The sequence below is a fragment of the Pseudomonas sp. RT6P73 genome (genome assembly GCF_054897715.1).
Map to the genome: position 1 here is coordinate 3,861,974 of NZ_JBUBUV010000002.1, position 11,364 is coordinate 3,873,337.

General features: G+C 57.6%; 14 protein-coding genes. 10 read left to right on the forward strand and 4 right to left on the reverse strand.

The genetic code is table 11. The features are described 5' to 3' along the window. Positions 1-76 precede the first annotated feature (76 nt). Both mobA and ACYZT6_RS18080 read left to right on the forward strand, forming a co-directional pair. Entirely contained in the window at positions 77-679 is a 603-nt protein-coding gene (gene mobA, locus ACYZT6_RS18075) for a molybdenum cofactor guanylyltransferase MobA (RefSeq protein ID WP_462028064.1), read from the forward strand. 76 nt (positions 680-755) lie between these two features. After that, positions 756-977, forward strand: a complete 222-nt coding sequence (locus ACYZT6_RS18080; RefSeq protein WP_462028065.1) for a YgdI/YgdR family lipoprotein — start codon at positions 756-758, stop codon at positions 975-977. Between the two features lie 70 nt (positions 978-1,047). On the opposite strand, the gene ACYZT6_RS18085 is transcribed toward ACYZT6_RS18080, so the two are convergent. From ACYZT6_RS18085 to ACYZT6_RS18095, 3 genes are all read right to left on the reverse strand, one after another. Then, a complete protein-coding gene (locus ACYZT6_RS18085) occupies positions 1,048-1,938 on the reverse strand; it encodes a pseudouridine synthase (RefSeq protein WP_462028066.1) in 891 nt (296 codons plus the stop codon). Between the two features lie 71 nt (positions 1,939-2,009). Further along, on the reverse strand, positions 2,010-2,327 hold the full coding sequence (locus ACYZT6_RS18090; RefSeq protein ID WP_462028067.1) for a transcriptional regulator: 318 nt from the start codon (positions 2,325-2,327) through the stop codon (positions 2,010-2,012). Between the two features lie 167 nt (positions 2,328-2,494). Beyond that, positions 2,495-2,731: a glutaredoxin family protein gene (locus ACYZT6_RS18095; protein WP_462029975.1), complete on the reverse strand. Its 237-nt coding sequence runs from the start codon at positions 2,729-2,731 to the stop codon at positions 2,495-2,497. Positions 2,732-2,940: 209 nt separating this feature from the next. Here ACYZT6_RS18095 and ACYZT6_RS18100 point away from each other — a divergent pair, with 209 nt between their 5' ends. Continuing rightward, the gene (locus ACYZT6_RS18100) at positions 2,941-4,653 is read left to right on the forward strand and encodes a cation:proton antiporter (RefSeq protein WP_462028068.1); all 1,713 of its coding nucleotides are present in this window, start codon (positions 2,941-2,943) and stop codon (positions 4,651-4,653) included. Position 4,654: 1 nt separating this feature from the next. Here ACYZT6_RS18100 and ACYZT6_RS18105 read toward each other — a convergent pair whose 3' ends face one another. Then, positions 4,655-5,863, reverse strand: coding sequence for an ammonium transporter (locus tag ACYZT6_RS18105; RefSeq protein WP_462028069.1), 1,209 nt, complete (start codon positions 5,861-5,863; stop codon positions 4,655-4,657). A 305-nt stretch (positions 5,864-6,168) separates the two neighbouring features. Here ACYZT6_RS18105 and ACYZT6_RS18110 point away from each other — a divergent pair, with 305 nt between their 5' ends. The 7 genes from ACYZT6_RS18110 to ACYZT6_RS18140 all read left to right on the forward strand — a co-directional run bounded on the left by ACYZT6_RS18110 (position 6,169) and on the right by ACYZT6_RS18140 (position 11,363). Then, positions 6,169-6,483 carry an ElaB/YgaM/YqjD family protein gene (locus tag ACYZT6_RS18110; protein ID WP_462028070.1) on the forward strand — a complete coding sequence of 105 codons (315 nt, stop codon included), beginning with the start codon at positions 6,169-6,171 and terminating at the stop codon, positions 6,481-6,483. A 1-nt stretch (position 6,484) separates the two neighbouring features. Then, positions 6,485-6,874 (forward strand): phage holin family protein, encoded by a 390-nt coding sequence (locus ACYZT6_RS18115; RefSeq protein WP_094468343.1) that lies wholly within the window; start codon positions 6,485-6,487, stop codon positions 6,872-6,874. Next, complete coding sequence (locus tag ACYZT6_RS18120) at positions 6,871-7,212, forward strand: hypothetical protein (protein WP_461975389.1); 342 nt, start codon at positions 6,871-6,873, stop codon at positions 7,210-7,212. The genes ACYZT6_RS18115 and ACYZT6_RS18120 overlap by 4 nt, the downstream gene beginning before the upstream one ends. Before the next feature lie 126 nt (positions 7,213-7,338). Beyond that, positions 7,339-8,502: an EAL domain-containing protein gene (locus tag ACYZT6_RS18125; RefSeq protein ID WP_462028071.1), complete on the forward strand. Its 1,164-nt coding sequence runs from the start codon at positions 7,339-7,341 to the stop codon at positions 8,500-8,502. Positions 8,503-8,569: 67 nt separating this feature from the next. Then, positions 8,570-9,901, forward strand: coding sequence for a deoxyguanosinetriphosphate triphosphohydrolase (locus tag ACYZT6_RS18130; RefSeq protein ID WP_461987553.1), 1,332 nt, complete (start codon positions 8,570-8,572; stop codon positions 9,899-9,901). A 173-nt stretch (positions 9,902-10,074) separates the two neighbouring features. Beyond that, positions 10,075-10,479, forward strand: coding sequence for a response regulator (locus ACYZT6_RS18135; RefSeq protein ID WP_462028072.1), 405 nt, complete (start codon positions 10,075-10,077; stop codon positions 10,477-10,479). 257 nt (positions 10,480-10,736) lie between these two features. Then, entirely contained in the window at positions 10,737-11,363 is a 627-nt protein-coding gene (locus ACYZT6_RS18140; RefSeq protein ID WP_094468347.1) for a response regulator transcription factor, read from the forward strand. Position 11,364: the final 1 nt, after the last annotated feature.

An 11,364-nucleotide genomic window follows, 5' to 3' on the forward strand; every position in this document is an offset into this window, starting at 1 on the left:
CGTCCAGTTGTAGGATAAACAGCCCGGTGTTATATCACAGCGCCCCGTTTTTTCGCCGCCCCCATGGAGACTTGCCATGACCTCGAATACACATTTGCCGCCCTGCTCCATTTTGCTCCTGGCAGGTGGCCGAGGCCAACGCATGGGCGGCCAGGACAAGGGTTTGCTGGAATGGCATGGCGAGCCGCTGATTGCGCATCTGCATCGCAAGACCCGCGCCTTGAGCGACGACCTGATCATTTCCTGCAACAGGAACCTGGAAAAATACGCGCCTTACGCCGACCAATTGGTCCATGACGACGAGGGCGACTTCCCGGGACCCATGGCCGGTATTCGCGCTGGCCTCAAAGCCGCCCGCCATCCCTTTCTGCTGGTGTTGCCATGCGACGTCCCGCGCATCGATGCGGCCTTGCTCCACAGCATGCGCGACACCGCCCGCCAGCATCCGGACAAACCGCTGATGCTGCGCCATAACGAACACTGGGAACCGTTGCTGTGCATTATCCCCGCGGCACTTTCGGCAGAGTTCGAAAGCGCCTGGAACGACGGTGAACGCAGCCCGGGCCGCCTCATGCGCAGAATGGGCGCTACCGCCCTGCAATGCCCTGACAACGACCCTCGCCTGGCCAACCTCAACACGCCAGAGCTGTTAAGTGCACACAACACTGTGTCAGACTGACACGAGAAGGAACTTGCGCGCGTTGTATACGTCTCAAGCTCAGTTACCAAAAGAATTCATATTCGGAGACACACTCATGACTCAACGGACCCTCGCCACTTTCATGCTCGCACTGGGCCTCGCGACCCTCGCCGGTTGCGCATCACCTACAGTGATCACCTTGAATGACGGTCGCGAAATCCAGGCCGTCGACGCGCCAAAATACGATGAAGATTCGGGTTTTTACGAGTTCGAACAGCTGGATGGCAAACAAACCCGCATCAACAAGGATCAGGTTCGTACCGTTAAAGAGTTGTAATCTTTGCGGCTTCAACCGGATACAGAAAAGCCCGCTTTATGCGGGCTTTTTCGTGCCTGGAGCACTGTGATCACCATTGCAGGGTGATGGTGCTCTCGAATTCACGTTGCTGGCCGGTGACCGGGTCGACAAACCGCAGCCCCTGAGCCAGCAGCTTCAGCGGATTGGCATAGTCATCCTCGATATCCTTGAGCACCTGCGGGTAGAACGGATCGTTGCAGATACTGGCGCCCAAAGCGGTCATGTGCACCCGCAACTGATGTTTTTTGCCGGTCACCGGGTAAAGTCCATAACGCCAGAGATCGCCTTTCTTCTCACGAACCTCGACTGCCGTCTCGGTGTTGCTGACGCCCGGACCTTCCTGCATGCGAAAGAACGGCTCGCCATCGACCAGCCGACTTTTATGAACCAATGGAAAAGTCAGCTCAGGCAATGCACGGGCGATCGCTTCGTAGCGTTTTTCGATATTCCGTGTAGGAAATAATGACTGGTAGGCCGAGCGACTCTCAGGGTTCGCTGAAAACAACACCAGTCCCGCCGTATGCCGGTCAATGCGATGCAAAGGCACCAGATGCGGGTTATCCAGTCGACGGATCAGCCGTCGCAACAACGTCTGCTCCACGTATTCGCCAGCAGGCGTCACTGGCAGAAAATGCGGCTTGTCCGCCACCACCAGGTGTTCGTCGGCGTACAGGATCGACTCGACCACCGGGATCGGTTTTTCGTCCGGCACCTCACGGAAGTAATGAATCCGCAGGCCTTCCTTGTAACGCAGATCAAGAGCAATCGGTTGACCGTGCCCATCAAGCACACGACCTCGAGCAATTCTGTCCAGCCATTGTTCACGACCGATAGCGCTGAAGTGTTCGCACAGGCAATCGAGCACGGTCTGCCACGGACCTGGCGGTAAGTAGAGCGTGCTGGCCTGGTTGTGTGCAGCAGAAAAAGATGAAGTGGACATACGAACGCTCTGACCCTCAATGCAGGGCAGCATTATCCAACAGCGGGCGGAACGAACCTAGAAGAGAATCCTCACGCCGGTATCTGCGTGCGCGCCGCCGCCTCGGTGTACTCCTTGAGCCAGCGCAACACATCGACCGCTTCCCAGCGACCAGGATCATAAAGCGCATACAGCAACCCCTGATAACCCACGACATCCAGCTGCCGGTGATAACCCGCGCGCTGGAACAACGCTTCGATTTCGGCAAAACAGGTATTGAAGTGCAGTTTGTTGAAGGGTGTTTTTCCTTCCAGGACCAAACCATCCAGACGCAATTCGAGGACAGCCTCGCGCACCACATCCGCGGACATCCGGTTCACACTGTTCTTCAATTGTTCGACATTGACCAAGGCTCATCCCTCTGACTTCCAGGATCGCTTGCCCAAACCCGAAACAGGGAAAGCACGGCAGGCGATCAGAATAACTGTACGGACATACAGTAACTCAATAATCTGCCTTTCGCCAATGCATCAGCGTGGACCTCGACGGGCGGGAGTGATGCCAACAGCATCGGGAATCAGCGCAAGAACGCTACAACCTCATCTGCGTTGAATGGCCAATCAAGTTCTGCGCCGTTATCAATACGCTTCAGTACCGGAATACGTAAACCGTAGTCTTCAACCCAGTCTTCGTTTTCCGCAATATCGACGAGTTCAACCAACAAACCGTGCTCGACAAACTCTATCAGCATGGCTTCAGCGACTTCACAGAGATGGCAACCAATGGTGCCGAAAAGCTGACATTCAGGAGGCATGACAACAACACCAGACAAGTTAGGCGCTCATTCTAGGCCCGCCAGCAACCGCAGTCGAGCCAGCGTCCCAGTCGTTTGGACAGCGGCCGATCTCAAAAGATTTCGGTAAACCCCTGACTCAAATCATTCATGCGCAATCTCATTTACGCGATGCTCGCGGCTATTTTGCCTCTACGCTTGAGTAGCCAGCCCCATCACCGGAGTTTTTAGTGTTCGCCAACCTCTTGATCATCCTCGCCTCCTCCCTGGTGGTGATTGCACTGTTCCAGCGCCTGCGTTTGCCACCGGTGCTGGGCTATCTGTGCGTAGGGCTGATGATCGGGCCGACTGCGTTCAACTGGGTGAATGAAAGCGAAGAGTTACCAGACCTTGCCGAGCTGGGGGTGGTGTTCCTGCTGTTCTCCTTGGGGCTGGAGTTTTCCCTGTCGAAAATGATCGCACTGCGACGGGTGGTGTTTGGACTTGGCAGCCTGCAAGTGTTGTTGTCCGGGCTATTGATGGGGGCGTTACTGATCCTGTTTGGCATGTCGACGACGCCTGCGTTGTTACTCGGAGCCGGCCTGTCGCTGTCTTCCACCGCCATTGTCAGCAAAGAGCTGGGCAGCCTCGGCGAGATTTTCAGCAGCCACGGTCAGAACGCCATCGCCGTGCTGCTGTTCCAGGATGTGGTGGCGGTGTTGCTGTTGACCCTGGTGCCGGTGTTCGCTGGCAACAGCGATCAGGTCTGGTATTGGGCATTGCCGATCACGTTGGGCAAGACCGTGGTTCTGTTCGTCGGTCTGCTAATGGCCAGTCGCTGGTTGCTGCCGCGCCTGTTCCACGAGGTCGCTGCCGCCCGCTCCGCGGAGCTGTTCGTGCTGCTAGCGCTGGTCATCGTTTTGCTGACAGCGTGGCTGACCCACTTACTTGGCCTCTCCCCTGCCCTGGGTGCATTTCTCGCCGGCATGCTGCTGGGGGAAAGCCACTATCGGCATCAGATCGAGGCAGACATCCGCCCGTTTCGCGACATCCTGCTCGGGTTGTTTTTCGTCTGCATCGGCATGCTAATCGACTTGCAGCTGTTTGCCAGCCACGGCCTGCTGATCCTCGGCCTGACGCTTGGCTTACTGCTCATCAAAGGCACAGTGGTCGCGTTGCTGGTCAAATGGCGCGGCAGCGACGGCGAAACCGCCTGGCGCAGCGGCCTGGCATTGGCTCAGGGTGGCGAGTTCTGCTTTGCGCTGATGGCGCTGATGCAGCAAAACAAACTGATGCCCGCCGACTTCGGAGGTCTTCTGCTGGCCGCGACATTCTGCTCGATGCTGGTCACTCCGTTGCTGCTGCGCGCCGCTCCCCACCTTGCGACCCGCCTGCATCGCAACCCCAACCAAGAAACAAAACTGGCAGAAATCAGCGCGCTCAACGCCGATTTGCACAACCACGTCGTGATCTGTGGCTACGGTCGCGTGGGGCAGTCCATCGGCCGAGCACTAAGCAATGCAACGCAACCTTACCTTGCACTGGACACCGATCCGGTGCGTGTCCAGGAAGCCGCCGTCGGTGAAACCTGTGTCCACTACGGCGACTCGCGGCGCGGTGAACTGCTGCTGGCGGTAGGCCTGGCGCGCGCCAGGCTGCTGGTGATTGCCGTCGACCAGACCGACATCGCGCTACTGATTCTCCAGGAGGCGCGCCGATTGAACCCAACTGTTCCGATCCTGGTGCGCACGCGAGACGACAGCCAGCTGGCCGAGTTGAAAGCGGCCGGCGCCAGCGAAGTCGTGCCCGAACTGCTGGAGTCGAGCCTGATGCTCGCCTCCCACGCACTGATCATGCTGGGTTTACCCGCGCATCAGGTACAGGAACGGGCCGACCAGATACGGCATGACCGTTATCGTCTGCTGCACGGTTTTTATCCCGGGAGCGACGATGAAGAAAAGTGAGTCAGTCCTGGCTCACGGCGCCGATCTTGTGCACCGACAAGTCCGCGCCGTAAAACTCCTCTTCCTGGCTCAGGCGCAGACCATGCAACGCCTTGATCACGCCATACACCACAAAACCGCCGAGCAGCGCCACGATCACCCCCAACGAGGTGCCGATCACCTGGCTGATCAGGCTCACCCCGCCCAAACCACCCAATGCGCTCTGGCCGAAGATGCCACAGGCGATTCCACCCCAGACACCGCACAAGCCATGCAACGGCCAGACTCCCAGCACATCGTCGATGCGCCATTTGACCTGAGCCGCGGTGAAGCACCAGACAAACAATGTCCCGGCGATCACACCCGTGATCAGCGCGCCCACCGGGTGCATCAGGTCGGAACCGGCGCAGATTGCCACCAACCCGGCCAGTGGGCCGTTATGCAGGAACCCCGGGTCATTGCGCCCGACGATCAGCGCCGCCACGGTGCCGCCGACCATGGCCATCAGCGAGTTCACCGCGACCAGTCCGCTAACGCCTTGCAGCGTCTGTGCGCTCATGACGTTGAAGCCGAACCAGCCGACAATCAGGATCCACGACCCCAATGCCAGGAAGGGAATGCTCGATGGTGCGAACGCCACCAGTCGCCCTTCGCGATAGCGCCCTTGCCTTGGCCCGAGCAACAACACCGCCGCGAGCGCCAGCCATCCGCCCATGGCGTGCACCACGACGGAGCCCGCGAAGTCATGGAAGCTGGCGCCAAAACGCTCCAGCAACCAGGCCTGCAGCCCGAAATTGCCGTTCCAGATCATGCCTTCAAAGAACGGATAAATGAACGCAACGATCAGCGCCGTCGCACACAACTGTGGAACGAACCTGGCGCGCTCAGCAATGCCTCCGGAAATGATCGCGGGAATCGCCGCAGCAAAGGTCAGCAGAAAGAAAAACTTTACCAGCCCGTAGCCGTGATCGGCGCTGATCACCGCCGCCGGTTGCATGAAGGTGACCCCGTAGGAAATCCAATAGCCTATAAAGAAGTAGGCCAGGGTCGAAATCGCGAAGTCGCTGAGGATCTTCGACAAGGCGTTGACCTGGTTCTTTTGTCGAACCGTACCGACCTCAAGGAAGGCGAAACCGGCGTGCATGGCCAGAACCATGACGGCACCGATAAGGATGAACAACGTATTGGAGCTATGGACCAGACTGTCCACAGCGCTTTGCATATTTTCCATGGAGTTGGCAGACCTGAAGGCTAAAAAAGCACCAAAGCGGTTCGCGCAGCCGGTTTTTGCACCAAGTTGCGGCCCACCAGGATCAAGGCGTGGATCCCGATGAACCGATTTGGCGCAAAAGGCCGAAACCTTCACGCGAGTTATGATTGTTTGAATCAGGGTTTTCCTGAAATCATGCCCGGCAACAGCGCAACGGCGCGGGCTGATGCACCATGACGTAGCAAAAGTTGTACCAGTCATTTGTACTGAACCTTCACACAGGGCTCATACTCGAACGCTTCAGAAGCCACTTACGGAGATCACCAATGGCCAGCATCAAAGCAAAGACTGCTCAAGAAATCCTGATGACCGATTTTCAGACGTTGGTCAGCGACACCGAACGGTTGCTGGAACACACCAAAACCCTGGCTGGCGATCAGGCCGATGAGCTGCGCAGTCAGATACACGAAAGCCTGCTGCGTGCCCGCGAAACCCTGAAGCTGACCGAAGATTCCCTGCGCGAGCGCGGCCAGGCCGCCGTTACCGCTGCCGAAGATTACGTCCAGACCAATCCTTGGCAATCGGTCGGGATTGCAGCGGGCGTCGGCTTTCTGATTGGCCTGCTGGCCACTCGGCGCTGATATGTCTATCGGTGAATCCAGCTCGTCCGCGACGGGCACAAGCTCTTCATCGCGGCGCCTGGGTGCCGCTTTTCTTGGACTGTTGCACAGCCATGTCGAACTGTTCGGCATCGAGTTGCAGGAACAAAAAGCGCGCACCGTAAGCCTGTTGCTGTTTGCAGGCCTGGCGCTGGTCTTTGCCTTGCTGTTGCTGGTGGGATTGTCGACGCTGGTGCTGATCCTGTTTTGGGACACCTACCGCCTGCCTGCAATCATCGGGCTCTGCGTGTTCTACACCCTGGCTGCAATATTCTGTGCCATGCGCCTGAAGGCGGCGATTTTCGATGAGTCCTCGCCGTTCCACGGCACTCTGGAAGAATTGGCCAACGATAGGGAGCGTCTGCTGCCATGAGCCTGCCTGAACTGCCCCATAACAGCTCGCGCACCGAAATGCGCAAGGCGCTGATACGCCTGCGCATGGAAATGCATCGCCAGGAAATTCGTCACGAATCCGCGCAACTGCTGCAACCCTTGCAGCGGGTACGCGGGATGACGCAAAACCTGCACGATGGCTTCGGCATCAAGCACGCCCCGCTCTGGGGCATGGCGGCCGTGACGCTGCTCGGTTTTCTGACCGGAAAAGGCGCCAAGAGCGGCGGTCCCAGCAGCCTGACTCGGCTGGTTCGTCTCGGTACAACGCTGGGGCCCTTGATCAAACTGGTCATGCAGGGTTCTTCGCGCAAAGACTGAAGAGCCTCTATCTGGCTGCATTCTTGCAATACCACCGGGATTAACCTCTTTATCGAGAGGTTCAATCCTGTGTGCCTACCCGGTGAGCAGGTTAATCCAAAAACAAGACCTTACTAAGGAGGCCTCGTGATCGACGGGCAACCGCTCGCCTGCTTTCAGCCGTTTATCGATACCGCCACGGGACGTATCGCGGGGGTGGAAGCGCTGGGTCGACTGCGTCAGGCCGACGGTCAACTGGCCTCGGTGGGACCGCTGTTCGCCGATCCGCGAACGCCCGCCATCGCTCTTCGTCGTCTTGATCGCCAGATTCGCGACAACGCCCTGAGCCGTCTGCATGAAGCGCCTTCGGACTGGTTTCTGAGCCTGAACATATCGCCGCGCTGGATCAACCGTCTACGGCCGGACCAGGCGCTGCCGAGCCTCATGCAATTGAGCCGGCACCACGTCGACCCGCAGCGCATCGTTTTCGAAATCACCGAATTGGGAGGCAACATCCAGCGCCTGGCCGACGTCGTGGCCCGCTACCGACAGGCCGGGGCACGGATCGCCATCGATGATTTCGGTGCCGGCTACTCGCAACTTGATCGTGTGCTGGCCCTGCAACCGGACATTCTCAAGCTCGATATGCGACTGTTCCAGGCCGCAGCATTGGGCGGTCACAGTAGCGACGTGGTGAAGGCGCTGGCGCAAATGGCCGAGAAAACAGGCTGCTGGATCATCGCTGAAGGGGTGGAAACCGAAGCTCAACTCAATTTCGCCCTGGAGTGCGGTTCACGTTACGTACAGGGGTTTCTGTTCGCCCGGGCGCAAGTGGAGTTCTTTGCCACCGACGCCTTTGTCGAGCGTTTCGCACAACTGCGCCAGCGTTATGTCCAGCAGAAACTGGGCGAACGCAGTCGACTGATGATGATGCGCCAGCAACTCTGCGAACTGATGACCATCCTGCAAGCCTGGGCCCTGGCCCGTGCGCCACTGAGCGCCTTGCCACACCTGCAGGCGTTTCCCTGGCTGTTGCGTTTCTACCAATGCGACCGTCATGGCACCCAGTTGACGCCCAATCTGGAATGGCGCAACAACAGCTGGGAGGCCGACAACCGCTACCTGGGCCATAACTGGTCGTGGAGACCGTACTTTTATCACTTGCTGGCCGAGGGCTGGGAAGAGCGGCGCCTGACACTGTCCACGACCTACCGTGATGCTACCAGCAATCAGTACTGCCTCACCGCCGGGCAATTTTTCGACAACGGCGAGCGACTGCTGCTCATCGACATCGACGCCGCCGGGCTCTAGTTCCGCTTGCAGGCGCAGGCCTGAACCCGGAAGCTAGAGGCTCAGTCATCTGACGGAGAGTCCAGCCTTGGATTGGCAAACCCTGCTTACCCGCGAACGCCTCGGAAAGCCTCTGCACAGCCCGGAAGAACTCGGCCGCAGCCCTTTTCACAAAGACCACGACCGCATCATTTTCTCGGGAGCTTTTCGCCGCCTCGGGCGCAAGACTCAGGTTCATCCGGTGTCCAGCAACGATCACATTCACACGCGCCTGACCCACTCGCTGGAGGTCAGCTGCGTGGGTCGATCGCTGGGCATGCGCGTCGGTGAGACCATTCGCAGCGCCCTGCCCGATTGGTGCGAACCGAGCGACCTGGGGATGGTGGTGCAATCGGCTTGCCTGGCCCATGACATCGGCAATCCGCCTTTCGGGCACTCCGGCGAAGACGCGATCCGTCACTGGTTCCAGCAAGCCGCCGGCCGTGGCTGGCTGGACGCCATGAGCGAAGTCGAACGCAATGACTTCCTGAATTTCGAAGGCAATGCCCAAGGCTTCCGGGTGCTCACCCAGCTTGAGTACCATCAGTTCGACGGCGGCACCCGGCTGACCTACGCCACGCTGGGTACTTATCTGAAGTACCCATGGACGGCAAAGCACGCCGATTCATTGGGCTACAAGAAGCACAAGTTCGGCTGCTATCAGAGCGAGCTCCCGCTACTGGAGCAGATCGCTCTTAAACTCGGCCTGCCGCAACTGGAGGACCAACGCTGGGCGCGCCATCCGCTGGTGTACCTGATGGAGGCCGCGGACGACATCTGTTACGCGCTGATCGATCTGGAAGATGGTCTGGAAATGGAGTTGCTGGAGTACGCCGAAGTCGAGTCTTTGCTGCTCGATCTTGTGGGCGACGATCTTCCGGAAACCTATCGCCAATTGGGCCCACTGGATTCGCGCCGGCGCAAACTGGCGATCCTGCGGGGCAAGGCCATCGAGCACCTGACCAATGCCGCCGCCCGGGCTTTCGTCGAGCAACAGGACTCGCTGCTGGCTGGCACACTGCCCGGCGATCTGGTGGAGCACATGCACGGTCCGGCCAAGCGCTGTGTCCTGAATGCCAAAGACATGGCGCGCAAAAAGATCTTCCAGGACAAGCGCAAGACGCTGCACGAAATCGGGGCTTACACCACGCTCGAAATCTTGCTCAACGCGTTCTGCGGCGCGGCACTGGAACAACACAACGGTCGAACACCGTCCTTCAAGAGTCGCCGCATCCTCGACCTGCTGGGCAACAATGCGCCCGATCCTCACGGTCCTTTGCACACCTCGTTCCTGAGAATGATCGACTTCATCGCCGGCATGACCGACAGCTATGCCAGTCAAATGGCTCTGGAAATGACCGGTCGTTCAAGCCACGGATGAGCCTACATCGATCAGCCGCATCGGGCCTCCTGAGCGGCCGATCGATTTTCTGCGCATTTTTCATTTCAATCGCAGCGTCAACGGAATCGCCCTACAGCTTGTGCAGAGCCGACTGATCGATTGAACGGCCTGTTCGCGAAATAATCACGCTCCCTCTGCACCACAGATGAAGCATGAAAAATTCTATGTTGAAACACGATTGGCGCATCTTGCTGGTGGAAGACCATCCCTTTCAGCTCAGGGCGACCCAATACCTGCTGGAGAGTTACGGCTTCACTCAACTCACCGCAACTCACAGCGCCGAAGCGGCATTGCAGCTAATGTCCAAGTCGTCGCAGCCCTTCGACATCCTTCTGTGCGATCAATGCTTGCCTGACCTTTCCGGTCTTGATTTGATCGAATTCGCCAGCCAGCGGGGAATGATCAGGCAGGCAATACTGCTGAGCAGTCTGACGTCCATTGAACTGGACGGTCTTGAAAGAATGGCCGGTAAACACGGACTGCCGTTACTGGGCTATTTGATCAAACCCCTGAAACAATCGGACTTTAGAAAGTTATTGACCTTGGCGTCTTTATAAAAGCACAGCAACAATTACACACTAAAACCCAACACTTAAAACACAAATAAAACACTATAAACCAACCTCTCCGATGACCCGGACACGCATACAACACTTTCACAGGTCCTCATGCGAAACCTAGTTGATCCGTAGTCCGTTTCTTCTTCCTCTGTAGGAATTGTCCTATATTGCCACTACAGGCCCGTCAGTTCATGCCCCTCTCAACTATCTGAGCTAAGGTGCCCGCTTTATTTGAGCGCGTATGGGATTTGATTATGAACTCCGTTTTTATTGTCGACGATCACCCTGTCATCCGTCTTGCCGTCCGAATGTTGCTCGAACATGAGGGTTACAAAGTCGTCGGCGAAACTGATAATGGGGTCGACGCCATGCAGATGGTTCGTGAATGCATGCCCGACCTGGTCATTCTCGACATCAGCATCCCCAAACTGGATGGCCTGGAAGTTCTCTCCCGTTTCAACGCAATGAGTACCCCCCTCAAAACACTGGTGTTGACTGCCCAGTGCCCGACACTTTTCGGTATTCGCTGCATGCAATCTGGCGCATCAGGTTATGTATGCAAACAGGAAGACTTGAGTGAACTGGTGAGCGCAATCAAGGCAGTACTTTCAGGTTACAACTATTTCCCCAGCCAGGCCTTGAATCCTGTTCGTGCTGACGATGAGCGATACGCCGATCTGGAGTTATTCAAGTCAGTCAACGACCGGGAGTTGATGGTATTGCAACTTTTTGCCCAGGGCCGGACTAACAAGGAAATTGCCAAGGGCATGTTTCTGAGCAACAAGACTGTCAGCACCTATAAAAAGCGCCTCATGCAAAAACTCAAAGCCAAGTCACTCGTTGAACTCATTGATATGGCAAAACGCAACGCGTTAGTGTGAG

Bases quoted from the DNA above. Each gene is read 5' to 3' on its own strand.
- mobA (WP_462028064.1), top strand. From the start codon at position 77: ATGACCTCGAATACACATTTGCCGCCCTGCTCCATTTTGCTCCTGGCA.
- ACYZT6_RS18080 (WP_462028065.1), top strand. From the start codon at position 756: ATGACTCAACGGACCCTCGCCACTTTCATGCTCGCACTGGGCCTCGCG.
- ACYZT6_RS18085 (WP_462028066.1), bottom strand. From the start codon at position 1,938: ATGTCCACTTCATCTTTTTCTGCTGCACACAACCAGGCCAGCACGCTC.
- ACYZT6_RS18095 (WP_462029975.1), bottom strand. From the start codon at position 2,731: ATGCCTCCTGAATGTCAGCTTTTCGGCACCATTGGTTGCCATCTCTGT.
- ACYZT6_RS18105 (WP_462028069.1), bottom strand. From the start codon at position 5,863: ATGGAAAATATGCAAAGCGCTGTGGACAGTCTGGTCCATAGCTCCAAT.
- ACYZT6_RS18110 (WP_462028070.1), top strand. From the start codon at position 6,169: ATGGCCAGCATCAAAGCAAAGACTGCTCAAGAAATCCTGATGACCGAT.
- ACYZT6_RS18115 (WP_094468343.1), top strand. From the start codon at position 6,485: ATGTCTATCGGTGAATCCAGCTCGTCCGCGACGGGCACAAGCTCTTCA.
- ACYZT6_RS18120 (WP_461975389.1), top strand. From the start codon at position 6,871: ATGAGCCTGCCTGAACTGCCCCATAACAGCTCGCGCACCGAAATGCGC.
- ACYZT6_RS18135 (WP_462028072.1), top strand. From the start codon at position 10,075: ATGAAAAATTCTATGTTGAAACACGATTGGCGCATCTTGCTGGTGGAA.
- ACYZT6_RS18140 (WP_094468347.1), top strand. From the start codon at position 10,737: ATGAACTCCGTTTTTATTGTCGACGATCACCCTGTCATCCGTCTTGCC.